Genomic DNA, 22,349 nt, shown 5'->3' on the forward strand with positions numbered 1-22,349 from the left:
ACCTGGCCGTTCACTACCACAACACACCTCGCCTGCAACGCATCGCGCGTTGCGAGGCCATTTTTTCGTCGCGGAGACTTTCGCCGCCCACGACCTGACCAGACCTAGAACGTCCCGGCGATGGTAAGACGGAACGTCAACGGCTCCACGGGGTGCAGCACGTAGTCCATCACGCCGTTCTGACAGACTGAAGTTGGCGCAGTGCCCGATGCGCAGAGGTTGTAGAGCGTATCGGTCTTGAGCAGCGAGCCATAGGCATAACTGATCTGGTTCGCCCTCGTGTTGAGGAGGTTCAACACGTCGAGCTGAAGGCGCCAGCCATTGTCGATACGATAGCCGAGGCGGCCGTTGAAAATGCTGGTCGCAGAGGAACGGAACGCGTTGTCCTCCGTCAGTGGGCTCGACGCCAGATACCGCCAGCGCAAGGTCCCGAACCAGCCGGTCCTCTCGCCCAGCGTGACGCCGGCTGAAGCCACCATCGCGGGCGAGTTCGGAATGTAGTTGCCGGGCGCATTGCCGATCTGCGCCTCGGGATAGCCGGCGAGCGAGGCATAGACGTCCGCCTGCTCGCTGTCATAACCGCGGAAGCGTGCATGGGTCATTGCGAGATCGGCGTCGATGTCGATCCAGGATCTGGGCCGGTAGTGGTTGGTCCATTCAAAGCCGTAGCGGCGGCTGGCGCGGGTCGCCGACGTATCCCCGGCATCGCCGGAGAACAGGATCTCGGAATCCTGATCCAGGATGAAGAGGCTGAGCGAGGTGTCGAGGCCGGGAACGATCCTGCTGCGCACGCCGACCTCTGCACCCCTGGTGCGCACCAGGAGCGACGATGGCGTCAGCCTCGTCGCGGGGTCGCTAGGATCCTCCGTCGTGGTCGCGCCGCGGGCGTCGTTGGAGTGCATGCCGTAGCCGGCGCCGAAGAAGAATTCGGTCTGGTTGAACGGACCGAGCACCATCCTGAATTTCGGGCTTCCGAGCGCGGCGTCGGTACGGCCGGAATTGTTGGCATTGAACCGCGACGTGACGTCGGCGGCATAATAGTCGCCGCGCCAGCCCACCGTCGTCCTGAGCCAGTCAGTCCAGCGCACCGTGTTTTCGGCATAGACGCCGACGCTGCCCTCGCCGACCTTGTCGCTGCGAACGCTGGCAAGGAAGCCTCGCTGGAAGGTGTTGGTGAGCGCGAGATCAATCGCATCATAGCGCGACTGCAGGCCAAAGGTGGTCTGCATCGGCAAGCCCGCCAACGCGCCGTTCAGCGTGCGCGAGATGTTGGTGCCCGCCATCAGGCGATCGTCGTGCTGGTGGAACTGGTCGCCGAGCACGGGATCGCTGAGGTAGTAGGTGAAATTGTTGAAGAGGTCGAGCTGGCTCTTCACGACGTAAGCGTTGGCTTTCCAGGAGCCGAGATCGTCGCTCTGCGCGATGCGGCTCGAGAGCGCGAAGCGGTTGGTGTTGCCGCCGTCGCTTGGATCTTCCGCGCCGAAGCGATCGAGAAAGCCGGATGCGATCGCGCGCTGCGGGACCTGGTCCGTCGAATTCCATTTGTTGGCGTAAGCCATGCCGGTGACGGAGACGCCGTCGGTCGCGGTGCCCTGACTGTAGCGCACGAGACCGTTGAGCTTTCGCACATTGTCCGGGTTGTCCCACGGGCCGTTGTAGGTCCCGATCTCCCCGGCCACGAGCAAGGAGCCGTCACCGACCTTCGCGGAGTCCATGCCGAGCAGACGGCGATAGCCGAAGCTGCCGGCGGTCACCTGCGCTATCCCCCTGGTGCGGTCGATCAGATCGATATGGACGCTGCCGACTGATGCGAAATCGCCCTCGTCGGCGAAGTACGGACCCTTGCGCACGTCCACTGCTGCGATAGCCTCCGGAATCAGCCAGTTGAGATCGGCATAGCCCTGGCCGTGCGCGTGGGTGCGCATGTTTACGGGGACGCCGTCAACGGTGATGGCAAGGTCGGTACCGTGGTCGAGATTATAGCCGCGCAGGAAATACTGGTTGGCTTTGCCCTCGCCGGAATGCTGCGTCACGATGAGACCCGGCACGGCTTCGAGCGCTTCGCCCGGCCGCGCGAAAGGGCGTGCATTGATCTCCTCGCCCGAGACGGAGATCTCGCTGGCCATGCCAAGCTGACCCTTTGCACCCGAGGCGACGCTGCGCATATCCGACGCTTGCGCCGCTGCCGGATACACGGGGATGCGGTGATCCGCTGGGGACGGCTTGCCGGCCCGGCGCGATGCGACCGGCTTCTTGCGCTCCGCCGCCTCGCCGCCGCCGATTTGGATTGGCGGCAGCTCGCGTGAGGTGCTCTCGCTCTGCGCGAAAGCGCGGCCGTCATCCGCGAGCAGAACCAGGGCCGAGAGTGCCGTCAGCGCGCCGCCGCCACGACAGGGCTCACGCCACTTCGGTCGCATCGGCGCATGCCAGAGCTTTCGTCGCGGCCCGGTTCCGGCCGTCCGCAAAGACGCGGCGATAGAGCACGACCGAGACGAGCCAGGCGACCGCGAACAGCGCGATCACGGCAAAGCCGACATTGGCGAGCGACTCGTTGAGGCCGTCGACCAGCGTCCACATCCCTCCGGACAGATCGAGCCGGTCGGCGATCAGCCCGAGCGCCTCGATACCGCCGATGAACAGCGCGACCGCCACCGAGGCACCGGTGATCGTGAGGTTGTACCAGAGCTTTCGCAAGGGATCGACGAAGGCCCATCGATAGGCGCTCACCATCAGAGCGGAATCGGCGGTGTCGACCAGCGCCATGCCCGACGCGAACAGTGCAGGGAAAACTAGCACGTCGGCAACCGACGCGCCGCGCGCGGCTTCGGTTGCGGAGATGCTGAGCAGGCCGATCTCGGTCGCCGTGTCGAAGCCGAGCCCGAACAGGAAGCCGAGTGGATACATGTGCCAGGGTTTTGTGACCAGGCGGAACAGCGGTTCGAGCAGTCGCGCGAGGAAGCCGCGATTGGCGAGCAGCCTCTCGAGCCCTTCGGCGTCGCGGACGCCCTGCTCCCGGGCAGCGCGAAACGTCCGCCACAGGCCGACGAAGATGACGAGATTGATGGCCGCGATCACCAGCAGGAACAGGGCCGACACCGACGTGCCGATGAGGCCGCCGATCTCCTTGAGCAGGCTGTCGCCGCCCAGGCTCACCACGCCGAGCGCAAGCAATATGGTAGCCACCACGACGACGGTGGAATGGCCGAGCGCAAAATAGAGGCCGACGCTGCGTGGCGCACCACCCGTCTGCATCAGCTTGCGCACGACGTTGTCGATGGCGGCGATGTGGTCGGCATCGACAGCGTGGCGCAGGCCGAACACCCAGGCCAGCAGCGCGGTCGCCAGCACCGTCGGCCGGTCGCCGAACAGCGCGAAGGCCCAGGCCCATGCGGCGATGTTGGCGGCGATCAGCCCTCCGAACAGCACCACCGTTCCGGGCTCGACCGCCCGCAAAGTCCGCCTCACCGCTCGCTCCATCCACCTGATCCCGCAGTATGACGTTTATCAAGAACCCTCATACTGGCAAGAGCAAGAGCCGCGCCACTTTTCGGCCCGGCGGCCGAAAGGGCCCTCGAGATGGAAGTCACCTCGTTGATTCCATGGAGACTTTTTTAGTCCGGCGCATCACAGCGCCGGAGCGGAATGCTGGGCTGCGTTTCACGCAAGCGCGTGCGCGGTCACATATCCACGGTCATCGACAGGAGATATGTGCGTGGTGCTCCCAGGAAGAATGTTCCGAACGAAGCCACGCTGGACCAGTAACTCTCACCGGTCACGTTCTGGATGTTTGCGCGGAAAACCGTCTTCTTGCCGTTGATCGCGGTGGTGTAGCGAGCGCCGAGGTCGAGCCGCGTCCACTCGGGAATCGGCTGCTTGTTCGCGGCGTCGACGAACTGCCTGCCCGTGTAGATCACTGCTCCATTCACGGTAAGCCCCCTCATCCACGGGAGGTCCCACTCCGCGCCGATATTGGCCTGTATGTTCGGAACGCCGATCGGCGTGTTGCCCACATTGGCCGCGACGGCGGTCTTCGTCAGGGTGCCGTCCAGCAGCGAGACACCTCCGAGGACACGAACATCCGGCAAGAGTTCGCCGTAGACGTTGAATTCGAGCCCGCGGACACGTTGCTCGCCTGTCGCCGCGAAGCGCCCAGCAGACGACTCGCCGCTCGCCTTCGATATCTCGAACGCGCTGAAGGTGGTCGCGATCCGGCCAAACTCCACCTTGATACCGGCCTCGTACTGCTTGGCGATGTAGGGCTGCAGCACTTCACCGAAATTGGACGTCCCCTGAGGGGCAATGTCGCCCCGCGCGAGACCTTCGACATAGTTCGCGTAGAGGGAGACGTTGTCCTGGGGACGGACGACCAGGCCGACCACCGGGGTGACCGCGCTCCTGTCATAGGACGACGTCGGTGTCCCGACATTGGAGGAATAGTTGTTCGCCTCGATGCCCTGGCGGCGGACGCCCAAAGTCAACAGGACGCGCTCATCGAGCACGGACAAGGTGTCGGCAATCGAAAGCCCGGTAAGCTCGCTGTCCGAGAGCCGAGGGCGGTCGCTGATCTCGTTCGCGAACTGCGTCGGCGCGACGGTCGGGCTGTAGATGTTCGAGGTGACCAGACTGCCATTGGTGAGCCGCCGGTGCAGCGCGTCGTGATAGACCGAGGCCTGGAAGGCGACGGCATGGTGGACGAAGCCGGTATCGAAGCGGGCGCGAACACCGCCATCATATGTAGTTCGATCGATGCTGAGGCCGAAGTACTGGGGCGTCGAGGTCGTATTGCCGCTCGTGTTGACAATGGTCGGAAGACCGAAGAACCGCTCGACGTTGGTCTTGGAGCCGCCGACATCCGCGAACAGCGTGACCTGCTCGGTGAGATCGTACTCCGTCCGCAGCAAGGCAGACTGGTCGTTGATGCGCGACCATTCCCAGGGCTGGGTCACGTTCAGCTTGCCGTCCGGCGCCTTCGGCACCTGCAGGCCGGGAGCCATCAGAAAGGGACGTGACGGCGCGTCGAACCGATCGGTCTGGGCGATGAGATAGAGCCAGGACCTGAACCGTTCGCCTTGATAGTCGAGCGCCAGCGATCCGACACCTGTCGTCTCGGACTGGCGGTCGATGGGCGTGTCGCCGCCGCGGACGCTTCCGCTGGCGCGTACGCCCCATTCCTTGCCATCGCCGTAGCGCCTCGCAACATCCCAGTGACCGCCGAAACGTGCGGTCGAGCCGTAGCTCGCGGTCAAGCGGGTCAAATCCTCTTCCGCGCGCTTGGGCACGACATTGATGACGCCGCCAACACCGCCATTGGGCGCCATGCCCGAGAGCGCGGCCGAGGGACCCCTGAGCACTTCGATGCGCTCGACGTAGTCCGTGAAGATCCGATATGTCGGCGCGATTCCGTAAAGGCCCTCGAAGGCGAACTCACCGTTATTGCCTTCGTTGATCGGGAAGCCGCGTATGTTGAAGGAGTCGACGATACCGCCCGTCGGGTGGGAACTTCGCACGGAGGGATCGAGGATCAGGGCATCCGCACCCGTTGCCGCCTGTTGATCCCGAATGAACTTGTCCGTGTAGCTCGTCACGCTGAAGGGTGACTTCATGGTGTTGGTATTTCCGAGCATCCCCAGTCGCGCGCCTTGAGCGACCTGCCCGCCGGCAAATGGCGGGACGACAGCCGGTTGCGATTGCACTGCGACCGTCGGGGCTTGCGGGGCGCGCCGTGAGGTCGATCGGACCCGCGCGTCGTTTCGCCTGGTTGGCGCACGGCGAACCGACTGTTGCGTCGGAGCTTCGACGGTCACGGGCGGAAGGGAGCTGCCGCCCTGAGGCGTTTGGGATTGAGCAGGCGATTCGAACCACGTCAGCCACGCCACACCACCCAGCAGCGCCGCACCAAAGCGAGCTACCGTCTTATCCCCACCCGCACGTCGCATTCCAGAAAGTCCTTCATCAATAGCGCGCAGCCCGCCGTGAAGCGGCTTCCGCGTTTGGCCAGCAACGACCATGGATCGAAGAGCAGCTCTTCGTATCCGAGCTCGGCCGGCAAGCATGGCCCGTCAATCAGTTGCTCTGCAGACGCGCACGCGCGTTTGCTGCCTTCGTCTTGGCGGCAACATCCGAATGTCAGCATCTGCATCGCTTCTTTAAGAAGACGCCATCGTGACGGCAACGCAAATGCGTGCGCTGCGGCTTAGAATGCCTCGATCATCGCCAACTGGGAGGAGAATGTCTGGAACGATTCAAATACGCTTTGGATGATTCCAGATCGGTGCGGTCAAGATGCCGCGGGAAGGCTTGCTCGGAGTGCGCTCGTCAGGAACGCCTCGGCATCATCACTTCGTTGCCGTGGCCTTTATCGCGACGACATCTGCCGCTGACACGCTCTATCTCAGCGAAATCATGATCTGGCTGATGTTGGCCGCAAGCTCCAGGCCCGCTTTCGGCCCCTGCATCACGATCGTCACCCCCTTCTCGTTGCGCAGGTGGACGCCGCTGACGCCCCCGACCAAAGCGAAGCCGCCGCCGACGGAGCTGTAGGTGCCGGCGAAGTCGCCGACCTCGCGGATACCCGAGGCCCAGCCGTCGAGCCGGCCGATCGTCGCGCCGGCGGTGATGCCGAAACTCATGCCCGTAATTTTGAAGGGATACTTATTGCCCCGATAGGTCAGCACACCGCTTCCAGCGCCACCGCCGACAAGGAGACCCGCCTTGACGATCTTGGCACGCACGTGACCGGCGGCTTGCGCGAATGACGGCGTAGCCGGCACTGCGAAGCTGATCACCAGCACCAGCATCGCAATCAGGCGACATAGGCGCAGCGGCGATGCCATGATCCGTTCAAGGCTTTGCGGCATCGACTTTCTTCCAAGTCTGGTCGGGATCGAACAAGGTCGTGCGCGGCGCGATGAATTCGGTTCTCGCCCCCAAATCCTTCTCGTAAACGGTGCCGGCATGGTTCACCACGAACGTCATCACACCGGAATTGCCGTACTCGGCGGGCCAGGCGATCAGCCCGAAGCCGCCGATCATCTTGCCCTTGACGACATAATTGAGCGCGCCGCCGGGTGCGTCAGAACCCTGCCCCTTCAGGATGCGGAAGTAATAGCCGTGATAGGGCGCGAGCCTTTCGCCCGGCTTGTAGCCCTCGGCTGAAGCCTCCGCGACGAGGGGACCGAGCGGACTCGGGTCACTGTCGTCGCGCCAGAACAGACCGTCCTTCTTGCCTGACGTCGAGAGGAAGCGCTGTGCGTAGATGCCGGCGCCCTCGCCGCGATCCTTGTCGGCATATTCATTCTGCGCGTCGACATAGGCGAGCGCGGTCTGGATCGCGTCGAGCTCGTTACGGCCGATGCGGCGGCGCAGCACTTCGATCCGTCCCTCGTCAGTGTCGAACTCCCAGCCTGCCTTGGTGTTGACGAGGGGAATCGGGAACGGGAAATCGTCAGGCCCGAGCACCAGCGTCGCCCTCTTGTTGCCCTCCGCCCTGACCGAGTGCTTGGCGTCGTACATCGAAACAAAGCGGGCGCGGATATCGGCGTCGGCGACGTCGTCGCCCGACGAGACGATGTCATCACCCGCCCTTCCGAGCACTTTCAGAACGTCACGTGGACCGCTCCTGGCCGCCGCCGCGAGTGCCGAGGCGGCATCCTCCGGCGTCGGATAAGATTGCTGGGCTCGGGCCGTGGTGACGAGAGCCAGTGCCACGATGCCCGGCAGAGCGGCGCGACGAAGCAACTTCAAGCCGGTCATGGCAAGTCCTCCGCAGGGATCTTTGCGCCATTGGCGAGCCAGTCACCGTAGGATCGGAATCTCAATCCGAGCTTGTCGTAGTAGACCCGCAGATAGCCATCGCTGCCGCGCGTGACAGCATCGGGCGCCACCCGCTCGACCTCCTGCGCCATCACGCCGACATAGCTCTTGTCGCTGCCGATATAGCTGAAGCGGTAGTAGCCGAGGCCGCTTGCGAGATAGCCGAGCAGGACGACATCGTGCTTCAGTGCGATGTCGGAACGCCGGCCACCACCGCCCCCTCCGCGGCCGCCACCACCAAAGCCACCTCCGCCGCCGCGCATCGCCATTCCGCCACCTCCGCCGCGGCCAGCCATGCTTGGTCCGCCGCCACCACCGCGCGGCATGCTCGCCATGCTGGATCTTCCGCGCGCAGATGCTGCGGCTGCCGACCGGCCGGAGGAGACGTTCATCGCGCCGCCGCGATTGCCGCCACCGCCGCGGTTGGCCGCACCGCCGCTGGGGCGGCTGGCGGCCTTCGCACGATCGCCGCCACCCTTGGCCCGGTCGCCTCCGCCCTTGGCACGATCCCCGGCACCAGCGCGATCACCACCGCCCGGCCGATCGCCGCGATTGCCGGCACGGTCACCCGCTCGATCGCCGGCTCGATCACCAGCACGATCGCCCGCACGATCACCCGCGCGATCACCCGCGCGATCTCCTGCACGATCGCCTGTCCGATCTCCTGCGCCCTGATTGGGTCGCAGCACCTGATTGCCGTCACGACCTCGGAAATCCATCCGATCCGACACGCCCGCCTTCAGGTTGTTGTTGCCAAAGCGCTGCTGAACATTGCTGTTGTTGTAGCGCACGCCCTGGCGATGCGCCGGATTGTGCTGCCAGCCGTTACCGATGTTGGTGGTGCGATGATTGACGTAGACGTTGCGGTTGCCCCAATTGCAGCCGCCGCCCCAGTAATTGCCCCAGCGCCCGATCGCCCAGGCGGTGCCGAAGGCGAGGCCGGCCGCGACCACGCCGGCACCGATATAGGACGGGTAGCCCCAATAATACGGCGGATACTCCGCATAGGGCCAGCTGCCATAGACCGTCGCCGGATCGTAATATGGCACGTACATCGCCGAGGGGTCGGCCTGCTGGATCACGACGACCTGCTTGCCTTCCTGCGACTGGACACTGACCTTCTGCTGCTTGGTCGTGACCAGCTTCTTGTTGTCATAGGCCTTGTTGCGCAGGCGCTGGATCGCATCCATCACGTCGGGCTGCTGGGCGAGAAAGGCATCCCCGAGCTTCTTGGTCCATTCGAGCTGGTCGCTCATCATGGTCAACACATCGGCGGTGCTGGCCAGCGCCTTGACGCTGTCGTCCCAGGCCTGCTTCTCGACCTCCGTCTTCAGCGCATCGCCCTTCAGGGTCTTGCGCTCCTTCAGCCAGCGGTCGGCCTGCACCACCTCCAACGGATAGGTTGAGGCGGCGAGCACATTGGCAAGGAGCTCGTCCGGATAGAGCGCGATCGGCGCTACCAAGGCCTCGAGCTGCTCCGGCTTCAGAAGCTCGGCGGTCGGCGCAGGCGGAGGAGCCGGCTGCGCTTGCGGAGACGGGGCCGCAGGCGTCGTGTTGGTTTGCGCCGTTGCGGCGAACGATGTCGCCATGACGAGCGCAAGCGCCATCAGGGTCTTGCCGCAGCGAAACATTGCACCCTCCCTTGCACTTCCAGGGTGGGACGATCGGGCCGGGGCGCAGACGTTTGTTGATCGAGATCAACGAAACGAAGCCCTCGTGGCTGCTGCAGCGCGAGAGCAAACTGTCATTCAACCAGCCCGGCATCCATCCGGAGCCGGCGCGGCGCCCTCAGTCCAGGGGCATTGGCGGCTCGCCACATCGTCTGTCAGCGGATGATCGGAAGCTGGATCGTGAACAGCGCCCCGCCCGCAGGCTGGTTCGCCGCGGCGATCGTGCCGTGATGGGCCTCGATGATGGTTTTGGCGATCGCGAGCCCCATGCCCATGCCCTGAGGCTTGGTCGTGAAGAACGGATCGAACACGTCGGCGAGGTCGGAGGCGGCAATCCCGGGACCAGTATCGGAGACCCGGATCTCCGCTGCATTGCCGACGCGCTGGGTCGAGACGTTGACCTGGCGCTTTCCGGGATCGGCGTCGAAGATCGCATCCATCGCGTTGATGACGAGGTTGAGAACGACCTGCTGAAGCTGGATCGGATCACCTCTGACATGCAGGTCAGCCAAAGCGGGCGTGTAGATCAATGTGATCCGGCGTCCGCCGGCGACAGCCCGCACAAGGCCGATCGCTTCGCGGACCATATCGTTGAGCTCGATGTCCTTGACCTCGAACGGTGTCTTTTTCAGAATACTGCGTAGCCTGCGGATGACTTCGCTCGCCCGCTGATCATCACGCCTGATGTCCGCGAGGATCTGCCGGATCTCGTCGATGTCGGGCGAAGCGGCCTTGAGCATGAGCTCCGCGGTCTCGGCGTTGGTCAGGATGGAGCCGAGCGGCTGGTTCAGCTCATGGGCGATCGACGTGGTCAACTCGCCAACGGCCGAATAGCGGTTGGCGTGAGCGAGCTCGGCCAGACGCTGGCGTGACTCGACTTCGGCGACCTGGCGCCGACGCCGCTCATGCAGCATCCCGCTGATCAGGCCGGCCTGCACCAGAATCACGGACGCGATCAGCAGCATCTGCCAGCGATAGCGCTCCCAGATGCTCTGTTCGCGAAACACGATTTCGCTGCCGGGAGGCAAACGGCTCTCGCTGATGCCCCAGTGCTGCAATTGGCGCCAATCATATCTCGGCGCGGCGAATCCGATCGGCTCGTAACTGATGCTCGCTGGTTTCGCGCCGCCGAGAATGCCAATCGCGGCACTGACGGTCCGGGAGCTCGTTTCCGCGATCATATGCATCGGTCCCCCGACGGTGCCGTCACCGAAGAACGGCTCCTGGTAGGAGAAGATCGGGGCATTCGCGGCCGCGTACAGGCTGCGCAAGGCGATGTCGCTCTCGTGGACGACCCCGGCCGCATCGACCGACATCAACCCCCAGAACAGCGCGGTGTGCGGCGGCAGCCTTGATGCGCGTTTCAGGATTTCCTCGAATGACAAGTCCGAGTACCAGACCAGCTCAATCCCTTCTCCCAAAGGTTGCAGTTCCCGCTTCACCTCCTCTACCCAGAACTTCTCGAGCGGCGATGCGCCGATCACGACCGCAATCGACTTTGTGTCCGGCAGAACCTGAAGGATGTTGCCGAACGCGGCCATGAAATCGTTGCGGATCGCCACGACGACGTCGTTGTCGCTGAGATCGGCGCGATTGATCAGCCGATGCTCGACCGCGGAGAAAATCAATGGCACATCAGGGAACAGTCTTCCGCGGTATTTCTGCGCAAACCGGGCCGCCGGCGCGCCGATGCTCAATACGATGTCGGGCATCGCTCCGTGGTACAGCGACTGCAGATAGTCGACGAAAGGCGCCTCGGGACCAGGATTATTGAAGCGCGCGGTGAGCAGCGCGTGCTCCTGGATGTCGAGGGGCCAGGGCGATTGCCGTTCGAGCTTGGCCTTGATATCGCGCGCATACTCGCTCCACGGCCGAAAATCACGGCCGAAAGAATGCAATATCAGGACGCGCTTCAGCTCGCCGCGGAGGCTCCGCTCGACTGCACCAACTCGCCCGGCTGACAGGCACACGGTGAAAAGCAGCGCGAGACAGAGTAGCGCCGCCACGGCCCTCGGCCTGACCTTGGAGATGGACGTGGGCCCGCTCATGCTCCATCCTTGCAGCTCCAGCAACTGCTGTCGCGGCAATTCTAGCGGGAATTGCACCGCTGCGACAGGCCCGGGGCGGCTTCAAAGCTCAATGCCCGCTCAGCACCAGCGTCTGGATCGGCAGCAGCAGCGCCTGGATGCGCAGGAGCAGGGCATGCACCAGGCCGACGCCGTCGACGACATGCAGCGCGATCTTCCGGCTGGTCGAAGTCCCCTTGGCCGAGATTTCCTCGTGGTTGCTGGTGTAGGCATTGACGACGCAGCTACTGCCCGGCGTCACGCCATCGATGCCACCCTTGTAAAGCGGCTCCAGGAACACCAGGATGGTGCCGGGGCGGACGGCGTTCTGCGGATCGACCAATTGCTCCCCGGATCGGAATTGTCCGGCAGCGATGTAGTCCTGGACTGACGTGATCACCATGGGGATGATCACCCATGGCCTGGAGATGCAGGTCGCTTCCGCCACCATGCCCTCTTTCATCACCTGTGCCTCGATCTGGCCGAACCCGGCCTGGAGCACCTTGCGGCCGGCCCCCTCCGGGATGAGAACGCCTGCGGGCCGCATGAGTTGATTGACGACGTCGCCGGGACGGATCAGGAATTGCTCGACCCGCCCATCGACACCGGCGCGGACGAAGGTCTTGTCGATATCGACCTGGGCCTGGTCGAGCGCGGCCTCCGCGCTGGCCTTCTGCGCCGGCAGCAGGATGGAGATCTGCATCGATACGGATTGCTTCGCGGCAGTCGCGGCATCGATCCCGGACTGACGTTGATCGACCAAAACCTGGAGCTTGTCGATATCACGCTGCGGAACGATGCCCGGATTGCGGCGCTGCAGCTCGGTCTTGACCTCGAGCTCGTCCTTGGCCTGCTGGTAGTTCGCCTTCGCTTCCCCGATCTGTGCCTCGGCCTTGACCACGTCGGCCTGCGCCGTCTGCATGGCGGCATCGACCTCCGCGACCTTCCGCTTGGCGGTTTCGAACGCGGCCTGCTGTTTCGATGCGTCGAGCGTGAACAGCACGTCGCCCTTCTTCACCGGCGCGCTGAAGCCGACCTTGACCTCGGCAACGCGGCCGGAGCCTTCCGGCAGGATCGGCACGGTGCGGAAATAGAGCGTCGCCGATGACGTCGTCGGATGGAAATAGAAGATCATGGTGATCAGCGACACCGTCAGCATCAGGCAGCCGGTGATGCCCCAGCGCAGCTCGTACCAGATCGAGAAGAAGGTGATCTCCTTGCCGAAACGCTTGCCCTGGGCGTAGCGGCGGTAGAGATAGTCCGGCAGGATCGTCAGCAGCGAGCAGAACATCAGCTCAAACATGGCTGTGCTCCTTCTTTGCGGCTTCCGGCTTCTGTTCGGGAGGCGTCGCGGCCTCTGTCCGAATCTCTTCGCCACCGGCGGCAGGCGCTGCCTCTGCAATCTTCTCGACCGACCCGGCGATGCTGCGCAGCGGCGTGCCGAAATCGGGAAGATCGATCAACGCGAGCAGGAGGCCCGCGATCCAGAAGATGTGCATATGCGTGAACAACGAGATCAGGCCGAGCACCGCGACGAACTCGAACTGCAGTTTTTGCGATTTGTGCGCCATCCGCTCGGGCAGGCTGTGCAGCTTCCAATAGAGCGTACCGACCCAGAGCACGGTGCCGATCAGGAACAGCCCCATCACGACCATCAGCGTATCAGTCCCGCTCCCCGGCGCCAGATAAAACGGCAGATGGTGCGGAGCCATCGGATGAAGCTGGTCGCTCAAGGCGTCTCTCCCGATCAAATGCGCATGTGCGATATTGTGTTCGGGCTGGCCGCGGTTTGCTTGATTTGAATCAAGGGAACATCCTCCGCCGGACCTAGCGTTTCCCGGATGCTGATTGGATAACCACCAGGAGCCGCCAGCCATGCCCGGCCTCGACGATCTCATCCCCAACGCCGCTCAGATTCGGAAGGAAGCCGCTCTCAAGGAGGCCGAGAAGGCCGAGGAGTATGTCCGCCTCGCCGCCGCGGTCGAAGCCGAGAAGCGCGCGCTGATCGAGCGGCTCAGCAAACCCTCCGGCAAGAGCGAGGAGGAGAAGATCAAACTCGCCTCGACCATCATCCAGCGTGCGGTGCGAAACGGCCTGACGGAGGTGCTGGTCTATCGCTTCCCCAACTCGCTTTGCACCGACAAGGGGCGCGCCATCAACCAGATGGAAAAGGGCTGGGAGACCACGCTGACCGGCATCCCCAAGGAGATCTTCCAGCTCTGGACCGATTATCTGAAGCCGCGCGGCTATCGCATCGCCTACCAGATCATCGATTTCCCCGGCGGTGTGCCGGGCGATATCGGCGTGACCATTTCCTGGGACGATTGATCCTCCGGACGACGACGAGCGCAGCAGCGAGGGGACCGGCATGGCCAAGGACGGGACCGCGGAGAAGATGAAGCGGAAGGACTATGAGAAGGAGCTGGGGAAGCTCCAGGTCGAGCTGTGTCACCTCCAGGACTACGTGCGGGAGAATAAGCTCCGGGTCATCGTGCTGTTCGAAGGCCGGGACGCAGCCGGCAAGGGCGGCACGATCAAGGCGATTACCGAGAAGGTCAGCCCGCGCGTGTTTCGTGTGGTCGCCCTGCCCGCGCCGTCAGATCGCGAGAAGACGCAAATGTTCTTCCAGCGCTACATGGAGAAATTTCCGGCCGGCGGCGAGATCGTGATCTTCGACCGGAGCTGGTACAACCGCGCGGGCGTCGAATATGTCATGGGCTTCTGCACTCCCGCCGAGCACGAGCGCTTCCTCTCGCTGTGTCCGCAGATGGAGAAATACGTCATCGACGGCGGCATCATCCTGATCAAGATCTGGCTCGAGGTCGGCATGGACGAGCAGGAGCGCCGCTTCAATGCCCGCATTGACGATCCCGTCCGGCAATGGAAGCTCAGCCCGATGGATCTGGAATCCTATCGGCGGTGGTACGACTATTCGCGGGCGCGCGACCTGATGCTGAAGAAGACGAGCACGAAGGACGCACCTTGGTATATCATCCGCTCCGACGACAAGCGGAAGGCGCGGCTGAACTGCATCGCCCACCTTCTGGGCGGCATCCCCTACAAGCGCATCAAGAAGGACAAGATCAAGCTGCCGAAGCGTTCCGACAAGGGACGCTACAATGACCAGACCAGCCTGAAGGGGATGAACTTCGTCGCCGAGCGATATTGAGACGCGAGCGGGCTGCGCTGCCGCAGCCCGCCGTCTCGTCTGGATCACTTGAGGCGGATCGTGACGCCGCCGACCGCCGCCGATACTTCCGCGCCGACCCTCGGACCGCTGAGCTGGAGGATCACGCCGTTGGCGTTCTGCAGCTGAACGGCACCGGCGCCCGCGGCCACGGCTCCGCCCGCTCCGCCCACGGCGTAAGAGCCTTCGATGGATGCTGGTCCCTTCAGATTGAGCGCCCGGCCGACGAACTTGGTCGTCGATGCCCCGACCGTGAGGCCAACGCTCATGCCGGAGACGGTGAAGGGATATTTCTTGCCCCGGAGGAGCAGAACGCCCTCGCCGCCCCCGACGCCGACGATGAAGCCGCCCTTGGTGAAGACGACGGCGACCTCGCCGGTCTCGGCACGCGACGGCGTGCTGAGACCGGTCAGGGCCGCAATCGAGGCAACCAGGGCGACGCCAACGGCAAGTGTCTTCATGACTTTCTTCCCCCTTTTGATCATTGCGCAAGGATCATTGCGAAGTAGCCGAACACGGTGAGCAAGATGCCCGAGACGGCATAGCCGACCGGGAATCCGATCCACGGCACGGAACTCTGGATCTCGACCGCGGCCTCACGGCACGGACCGGAGTGCGACCGCGCGCCGGCAACGCCGCCCATCAGCACGGCCGGGTTGATCTTGAAGACGTGGAAGCCGATCGCCCAGACGATGAACGGCGGGATCGTGCAGGCAATGAAGCCGACGAGGAATATCTTCAAGGCGACTGCACCCGTGAGCTGCGACAGCAGCCCCGCGCCGGCATTGACGCCAACGATGGCGACGAAGACCACGAGGCCGAGATCCTCCAGCACGTTGCGCGCCGCGTTCGGCGTGTTGCCGAAGAAGCGCAGACGCGACACGACCGACGACACGATCACACCCGACAGCAACAGACCGCCCGCGTTGCCGAGGCCGATCTTGGCACCGAACGCCGGGAATTCGATCTTGCCGATCAGGAAGCCGATGATCATCCCGACCGCCAACGTCAGCAGATCGGTCGAGGTGTTGGACCGGGCGATCCGGCCCCACATCTCGCCGAGCTCGTTGACGGCAGACTTCAAGCCGACCACGGAGACGATGTCCATCCGCTCCAGCTTGGTCTTGAGACCGGCCGGAATCTGCACACCGCCGCGCTCGACCTTGGTGACCTGCAGCTGGCCGGCGATCGCGGTGTCACGGAAGGACTCGAAGGTGCGCCCCACCATCTCCTTGTTGGTGATGAGGATGTCCGCCTGGTCCATGGGAATGCCGAGCGTCTTGGCATCCGAGACCTCCGGACCGATCAGGCCCATCTTCTCGGTGAGGTGCTCGGTCGAGCCGCCGAGGGCGACGATGTCGCCCTTCTGCAGCACGAGGTCGGCATCCGCGCCTTGCGGCTCGCCGTTCCGCCCGACATTGACGATCCGGTATTCCGGATTTATCGAGCGGAATTTCGCGATGCTCATACCGACCGTCGCCGGGTTTTCCAGCCGGTAGGCCCGCAAACCGAACTGGCGATAGCCGGTCAGGCCGCCGCCTTCCAGATCCTTGACGCCGAATTCACGCTCGTACTGCTTCGCGGCGGCCTTGGCATCGACGCCCCACCAGCGCGGCAGGTATTTGCAGATCAGGATGATGCCGACGGTGCCCCAGATGTAGGTGATGCCGTAGGACAGCGCGATCATGCCTGAGGCATCCTCAGGCTTCATTCCCTCGGGCAGCTTAACGACGCCCGACGTGATGGCCTGCTCGGCCGAGCCGATCGCCGCCGACATGGTCTGCGATCCCGCCAACATGCCGCCGGCTGCGCCTGGCGGGAGAGAGAACATCTTGGCGCCGATCACCACTAGCGCGAGCCCGATAACGCTCGATACCACCGCGAGGATGCAGAACTTCAGGCCGTCGCCCTTCAGGCTGTTGATGAAGGACGGCCCGACACGCAACCCGACGCCATACATGAAGAGATAGTAGAACAGACTCTTGGCGAAATTGTTCAGCTCGAGCTTCACGCCGTAGGTCGACGCCCACACCGAGACGCCGGCGCCGACCACGATGGCGCCGGCAACCATGCCGAGGCCATACCCCTTGATGCTGGCCCGACCGATATAGACGGCGAGGCCGACGACAAAGAACAGCAGCAGGTACGGATTCTGCTGCAGGAAGGTGAAAAACGCCTGCATGTTGGTCCCCTCCAAGACTTATGACGCAGCCTTGAGCTTGGGCTGTGCACTGGGCTTTGGACGTCCGATCTTCGCCAGGGCTTCGGACCGCACGAGCTTCAGCCCTTCCTTGGCGTCGTAGCCGTGGATCTCCTTCACATCGAGCTTGCGCATGAAGTCGATGGTCTCCTGCGTGATGACCTGACCGGGCACCATGATCGGGAAGCCCGGCGGATACGGGATCACGAAATTGGCCGAGACGAGCTCTGGTCCCGACTTGAGCCGGCGATCGATCTCGGGATCATTGAGGCGGATGTGCTCGCAACCCGCCACGTCGTAGGCCGCGTAAAAGCCGCTGCGAATGTCGCCTTCATTGGTCTTGCTGCCGGCATCGCCGCGGAAGCTCGGGTGGAAATGCGAGAAGTTGGGCAGATCAGGCACGTCGGTCATCAGGCTCTTGACCCGTGCTTCGAAGGTCTTCCTCGCATTGGCACCGCCCTGCGCCAACCCGCGATCGACCTCGCCCGCGATGTCGGCGAGGACGCGGATGAGATGCGCGACGTCGCTGCGGGTGTTGTTGATGTTGGACTGGACCAGGACCGAGTTGCGCGAGGTCTTGTTGACCTGGATGTTGTACTCATTGGCGAGGATACCCTTGAACTGGGTGCCGTCATAACCGGCCATGCCGCACACCAACGTCATGCGGGTCGGATCGAGGCAGAACTCGTCCTCGTCCAGGCTCTTGAGGGTGTTGACCCAATTCACGCCCGCGGCGAGATAATCGGTAAAGCCGCTCTGGCGATACTGGGCAGGCACCATGGCGTCGGCGCCGAGGATGCGGAAATATTTCGAGATCAGCGGGTTGTTGTTGACCGCCTGGCGAATGGCAAGCGCGATCTCCATCGCATTGGCCACGAGGCCGTAACCTTCCAGTTCCATCTGCCGCCGCGATATATCGAGGCTGGCGATGAGTTGCTGGTTCGGGCTGGTGGAAGCGTGGGTGAACACGGCCTCCTTGAACTGCTGTTCGACCGTGTGGAATTCGACGTCCTTGACCGAGAGCATGGAGCCCTGGCGGATCGCCGACATCGACTTGTGGGTCGAGTTGGTCTGGTAGACCCGCAGCCGGATCTGCCTGGGATCGGGAATCAGCCGGGTCTTGAGCAGCATCTCGTCCGACGGGCTCTTGCCGAGTTCGGCCTGCTGCTTCTCATAGGTCGCGACCGACTTCGGGTCGTGCATCCACGCCTCGATCTCGTTCGCCGCCCCCATGGCGGTGCGGCGGCGCAGGAACGGCGAGAAGCGCGCGAAGCCGAACCAGGCCTCGTCCCAGAGGAAGATCAGGTCCGGCTTGATAGCGAGACATTCCTCCATCACCCGGCGGGTGTTGTAGATGTGGCCGTCGAAGGTGCAGTTGGTGAGGTCGATCATCTTGACGCGGTCGAGCCGGCCGTCGGCCCTGGCGCCGAGCAGCGCCTGCTTGATCGTCTTCAGCGGCACCGCGCCGTACATCGAGTATTCCGTCATCGGGAAGGCTTCGACGTAAAGCGGCTGCGCACCGGCCAGAACCATTCCATAGTGGTGCGACTTGTGGCAGTTGCGATCGACGATCGCGATGTCGCCCGGCGCGAGCAGCGCCTGCACCGCCATCTTGTTCGATGTCGAGGTGCCGTTGGTGACGAAGAAGACGCGGTCAGCGCCGAGCGCCCTCGCCGCTTTCTCCTGCGCCTTCTTGATGTTGCCGGTCGGCTCCAGCATGCTGTCGAGGCCGCCCGTGGTGGCGCTGCTCTCGGCCAGGAACAGGTTCGGCCCGTAGAATTCGCCCATGTCGCGGATCCAGTCGGACTTGAAGATCGACTTTCCGCGGGCGATCGGCAACGCATGGAACGTGCCGATCGGACGCTGCGCATATTTCTTCAGATTGTCGAAGAACGGGGTGTCGTAGCGATCCTGAATGCCTTCGAGGATGGACAGATGCAGCTCGAGGAGCTCCTCGACGGAGTAGAAGATGCGGCGAACGACGTTGGCTTCAGGGTTTCCAGCCAACTCCTCGACGTCGCGGTTCGAGATCATGTAGAGGTCGAGCTCGGGTCGGACGCGCTTGATGATTTGGGCGAGCCGGAGCGCGGAGGCGTCGGACTCGTCGTTGAGGCCGGCCGAAGCCGTGATCGAGCGCAGCACGGGTGCATTGTGGCGCGAGCGCAGCCCGAAGCCTTCGTTGATGATGACGGCCGCGATATTGGGATTGAGCATGGTCGCGCAGAATGCGTCTTCCAGGCTGCCGACGACGACGGGCTCATAGATGAAGCCATCGATTGGACGCCGCAACTTGCGCCATTCGGCGGCGAGCGCCGGCCACTGACTTGACGACACGCCGGTCACGATCAGGGTTTCGAAATAGGGCCGGCGTGCCGTATGCGCACCGAACGTCGGTGGCACCAGCTCGGGCGCGTCGCCATTACCATCATCCTTCGCGCTCCAGTCGCCGGCATGCTGCCGGAAAGACCGCGTCGCAAGTGCCTGGGTAATCCGCGTCGCAAGGGCCAGCGACGTTGCCCCATCGCCTGCTGAGGCCGCTTCCCGCAGTGCCGCCATCAGGTGCAGGCCAGGATAGCCGTAAAACTCCTCCGTCACCGCAAGATCGGCCAGTGCCGTATCGTAGACCGCGCGATTGCCGACCCGAGCCCACGCCTTCGCGGCCTCCACGAGGTCGCGCCAGTCATCCGCCCGCGCGCCGGGCCCGGAGAAGAACTGATCGATGCGCTTTTGCGCCGGCTTGGTGTCCTTGGACATGTGTCTCTCCCGATCCTCGGCGGTGCCTTGATGGTCACTCGATGGTCATTTGATGCCAATTGGGCGAAGATGAGCGTGATCGTGAGTTCGGCGCCGGTGGCTCCATTGATCCAAGTCAACGGTCGGGCGCATTCTGGCGAGACCGTCGGCCGCAGCGGTCATTCGCATTGCAACACGCCCGCTCAGGCCGTCCGCTGCGCCGTCACGGCCTGCTCGTCGCCGAGGACGCTGTCGAGCGATCGCAGCCACTGGCTGCTATCCGTCCTCTCCGCCAGCCCTTCCGCCCGCAAGAGGTCGCGGAGCTGCGCGTGTGCGCCGACGATGGAGAAAATGACCTTTCGCGCGGCGAGCTCGTCGTAGAGGTCGTGCAGCATGCCCGCGCCGGCGAGATCGATATAGGGCGAAGCCGAGAGGTCGCAGACCACCAGCCGGATCCCGGGCGCGCGCCGAAGCGCGATCAGGACGGTATCGAGGATCGTCTCGGCGTTGATGTAGAGCAGCGAGGCTTCGGGCCGGAACGCGATGACGCCGATCAGCGGCTCGACGTCTGCGTGCCTTGAACTGTCCGAATAACGGCCGCTGCCGGGCAAGCGGCCGAGGAACGCGACGTTTGGCCGCGAGGCCCGGGCCAGCAGCAAAAAGATCGAAGCGATCGACGCCAGCAGCACGCCTTGCAGGATTCCGAGCAATAGCACGGAGACCAGCGCAATCGTTGCGGCGTAGAAATCGATCCGGCTGACCTGCCACATCCGCACCAGCGCGCGGACGTCGACGAGCTTGTAGACGGCGGCAAAGACGATGGCTGCAAGCACGGCCTTGGGCAGGTTGGTCAAGAGTCCCGTGAAGAACAGAAGGCACAGCCCGAGCGTCACCGAGCAGATCACCAAAGCGAGCGGCGTCCGTGCGCCGGCGCTGTCATTGACGGCCGATTGCGACAGCCCGCCGGCAACCGGATAGCCATGGCCGAAGGCAACGACGAGGTTCGCTGCCCCCAGCCCCAGGAACTCCTGCCGGACATCGAGGGGATAGCCGTGCTTGGCGGCGAAGCTGCGGGCGGCCGAAACGCCCTCGATATAGGCCAGCAGGATACACCCTGCGGCGAGCGGGAAGAGGTCGTCGAAGTCCAGCAGGCCGATCGTCGGAATGCCGAGGGCCGGCAGACCTTCCGGTATCTTCCCGGTGACGGGCACGCCGTACGCCGGCAGGCCGAGCAGCGTCGCCGTCCCGATCGCGAGCGCGACGATGGTGATGCCGACCGGTTTGCCCGGCAGCAGCCGTTCGCCGAACAGGAGGAGCAGCAGCGCGACCGCGCCGACGGCGAGCACGAGCAGGTTGACGGCTCCGAGCTGGCCGGCGAGCTTGATGGCGCGGTCGAAGAAATTGTGGCCGCCGCCGGCAACGCCGAGCAGGCTCGGCAGCTGGCTCATGATGATGGTGAGCCCGGCGCCGGCCTTGAAGCCGACCAGGATGCTGTCGCTGACGAGGCGGACCAGCACGCTCAGCTTGAACAACCACGCGATGAAGCACAGCACCGCCACTGCAAAGGCCGCAAGGCTTGCGATCTGCGCATAGCGGATCGCATCGCCTCCGGCCAGCGCGCCGACGGTGCCCGCGATCATCAGGGAGATCGCCGAGGTCGGCCCGATCGCAAGCTGCCGGGACGAGCCGAGCAACGCATAGCCGATGCCGCCGAGCATATAGCCGTAAACGCCGATCTGAGGCGGCAGGCCGGCCAGCGCGGCATAGGCGAGCGAAACCGGGATGGCGTAAGCAGCCAGCGTGACGCCGGCGACGGCGTCGGAGGAAAACCACTCTCGCCGGTAGGCGCCAAGCCAGCCGGCCGGCGGGAACGACCGTATCCATCCAGGTTCGGACGGCGCGCTCATTGGACGGCCCTCTGATGCGAGGCTTCGCAGCGCAGCAAGACGACCAACAGCGCGACCACGGGAATGCCGAGCGCGAGATCCGGAATAGCCTTGGTGGCGAAGGCGCCCACCGCGGCGCCCAAGCCGAACACCGCACACAAGGCGAAGAAGATGCCCGAGCGGCGCAGCGTGCCGAGCGGCGCGCCTCCGGCGGCGGCCTCGAAGACCGTCTCGATCGCCTGGCGCATGTTGCCCGTGACCATCACCGTGCTGCAAACAACGCCTTCGACCCTGGTGAAGATCGCGGTCTGCATCGCGGCGACGAACGAGATGCCGAGCGTTCCAGCCAGATCCGGCAGCCTGTTGTGCAGGATGCTGATCGCGATCAGCAGCAATATCTCGAGCAGGGTGCTGATTGCGCTGGCCCGCCCGCCCGCTACGCGGCGCAGCCATGCGGCAATCACGATACCGGCCGCAAAGGCGAGAAGCGGCGGCACGAAGTGAAGCGCCTTCGTCCAGTCGCCGGCCGTCGCATAAACCCAGAGGAAGATCAGGTTGGCCGTCTGGGCATTCGCCATCACGCCGTGGATGATCCAGGTATAGGCGTCGATATAGCCGCCCGCGAACGCGAGCAGCAGAACGATCTCCACCGTTTCGTCGCGGCGGATCGCGCCGGCTGCGAGGTCGAGAGCGCTCATGTTGACGATGCCGACTGTCGCGAATTCCGCATCGTCCGATAGGCGGGGCCTTGCCGCTCGCAGGGCTTGATCTGGATCAAGCAATGCCCGCGATTTC

The 22,349-nt window shown here is 64.1% G+C and carries 17 protein-coding genes; 2 read left to right on the plus strand and 15 right to left on the minus strand.

The genetic code is table 11. The annotated features are described in order from the left end of the window. Positions 1-104: 104 nt before the first annotated feature. From CIT37_RS26155 to CIT37_RS26200, 10 genes are all read right to left on the minus strand, one after another. Positions 105-2,417 carry a TonB-dependent receptor gene (locus CIT37_RS26155; RefSeq protein WP_095426603.1) on the minus strand — a complete coding sequence of 771 codons (2,313 nt, stop codon included), beginning with the start codon at positions 2,415-2,417 and terminating at the stop codon, positions 105-107. Further along, positions 2,398-3,477: a HoxN/HupN/NixA family nickel/cobalt transporter gene (locus CIT37_RS26160; protein WP_095426544.1), complete on the minus strand. Its 1,080-nt coding sequence runs from the start codon at positions 3,475-3,477 to the stop codon at positions 2,398-2,400. Before CIT37_RS26160 ends, CIT37_RS26155 begins: the two co-directional genes overlap by 20 nt. A 200-nt stretch (positions 3,478-3,677) precedes the next feature. Beyond that, the gene (locus tag CIT37_RS26165; protein ID WP_109866627.1) at positions 3,678-5,603 is read right to left on the minus strand and encodes a TonB-dependent receptor; all 1,926 of its coding nucleotides are present in this window, start codon (positions 5,601-5,603) and stop codon (positions 3,678-3,680) included. 302 nt (positions 5,604-5,905) lie between these two features. Further along, on the minus strand, positions 5,906-6,133 hold the full coding sequence (locus CIT37_RS26170) for a hypothetical protein (protein WP_152036357.1): 228 nt from the start codon (positions 6,131-6,133) through the stop codon (positions 5,906-5,908). A gap of 253 nt (positions 6,134-6,386) precedes the next feature. Then, the gene (locus CIT37_RS26175) at positions 6,387-6,857 is read right to left on the minus strand and encodes a hypothetical protein (RefSeq protein ID WP_038970468.1); all 471 of its coding nucleotides are present in this window, start codon (positions 6,855-6,857) and stop codon (positions 6,387-6,389) included. Further along, positions 6,841-7,752, minus strand: a complete 912-nt coding sequence (locus CIT37_RS26180; RefSeq protein WP_038970469.1) for a DUF2950 domain-containing protein — start codon at positions 7,750-7,752, stop codon at positions 6,841-6,843. Before CIT37_RS26180 ends, CIT37_RS26175 begins: the two co-directional genes overlap by 17 nt. Beyond that, positions 7,749-9,443, minus strand: coding sequence for a DUF3300 domain-containing protein (locus tag CIT37_RS26185; RefSeq protein ID WP_095426543.1), 1,695 nt, complete (start codon positions 9,441-9,443; stop codon positions 7,749-7,751). The genes CIT37_RS26180 and CIT37_RS26185 overlap by 4 nt, the downstream gene beginning before the upstream one ends. Before the next feature lie 194 nt (positions 9,444-9,637). Beyond that, positions 9,638-11,530 (minus strand): sensor histidine kinase, encoded by a 1,893-nt coding sequence (locus tag CIT37_RS26190; RefSeq protein ID WP_095426542.1) that lies wholly within the window; start codon positions 11,528-11,530, stop codon positions 9,638-9,640. An 88-nt stretch (positions 11,531-11,618) separates the two neighbouring features. Further along, a complete protein-coding gene (locus CIT37_RS26195) occupies positions 11,619-12,851 on the minus strand; it encodes an HlyD family secretion protein (protein ID WP_028142535.1) in 1,233 nt (410 codons plus the stop codon). Further along, positions 12,844-13,260 carry a hypothetical protein gene (locus CIT37_RS26200; RefSeq protein WP_049801703.1) on the minus strand — a complete coding sequence of 139 codons (417 nt, stop codon included), beginning with the start codon at positions 13,258-13,260 and terminating at the stop codon, positions 12,844-12,846. Before CIT37_RS26200 ends, CIT37_RS26195 begins: the two co-directional genes overlap by 8 nt. A 163-nt stretch (positions 13,261-13,423) precedes the next feature. On the opposite strand from CIT37_RS26200, the gene CIT37_RS26205 reads away from it, so the two are divergent. Together CIT37_RS26205 and ppk2 are read left to right on the plus strand one after the other, a co-directional pair. Further along, the gene (locus CIT37_RS26205; protein WP_028142533.1) at positions 13,424-13,876 is read left to right on the plus strand and encodes a hypothetical protein; all 453 of its coding nucleotides are present in this window, start codon (positions 13,424-13,426) and stop codon (positions 13,874-13,876) included. A 40-nt stretch (positions 13,877-13,916) separates the two neighbouring features. Further along, the gene (ppk2, locus tag CIT37_RS26210) at positions 13,917-14,717 is read left to right on the plus strand and encodes a polyphosphate kinase 2 (RefSeq protein ID WP_095426541.1); all 801 of its coding nucleotides are present in this window, start codon (positions 13,917-13,919) and stop codon (positions 14,715-14,717) included. A gap of 44 nt (positions 14,718-14,761) precedes the next feature. Here the strand turns inward: ppk2 and CIT37_RS26215 are convergent, their stop codons facing one another. The 5 genes from CIT37_RS26215 to CIT37_RS26235 form a co-directional block, all read right to left on the minus strand. Next, the gene (locus tag CIT37_RS26215) at positions 14,762-15,196 is read right to left on the minus strand and encodes a hypothetical protein (protein WP_028142531.1); all 435 of its coding nucleotides are present in this window, start codon (positions 15,194-15,196) and stop codon (positions 14,762-14,764) included. A 20-nt stretch (positions 15,197-15,216) separates the two neighbouring features. Further along, positions 15,217-16,917 (minus strand): aspartate:alanine exchanger family transporter, encoded by a 1,701-nt coding sequence (locus CIT37_RS26220; RefSeq protein WP_028142530.1) that lies wholly within the window; start codon positions 16,915-16,917, stop codon positions 15,217-15,219. 18 nt (positions 16,918-16,935) lie between these two features. After that, positions 16,936-19,689 (minus strand): decarboxylase, encoded by a 2,754-nt coding sequence (locus CIT37_RS26225; protein WP_038947992.1) that lies wholly within the window; start codon positions 19,687-19,689, stop codon positions 16,936-16,938. Between the two features lie 182 nt (positions 19,690-19,871). Further along, the gene (locus CIT37_RS26230) at positions 19,872-21,575 is read right to left on the minus strand and encodes a SulP family inorganic anion transporter (protein WP_038970473.1); all 1,704 of its coding nucleotides are present in this window, start codon (positions 21,573-21,575) and stop codon (positions 19,872-19,874) included. Next, positions 21,572-22,252 (minus strand): YoaK family protein, encoded by a 681-nt coding sequence (locus CIT37_RS26235; RefSeq protein ID WP_028142527.1) that lies wholly within the window; start codon positions 22,250-22,252, stop codon positions 21,572-21,574. The genes CIT37_RS26230 and CIT37_RS26235 overlap by 4 nt, the downstream gene beginning before the upstream one ends. Between the last annotated feature and the right edge of the window lie 97 nt (positions 22,253-22,349).

This window comes from Bradyrhizobium ottawaense, assembly GCF_002278135.3.
In the GTDB taxonomy this organism is placed as follows: Bacteria; Pseudomonadota; Alphaproteobacteria; order Rhizobiales; family Xanthobacteraceae; genus Bradyrhizobium; species Bradyrhizobium ottawaense.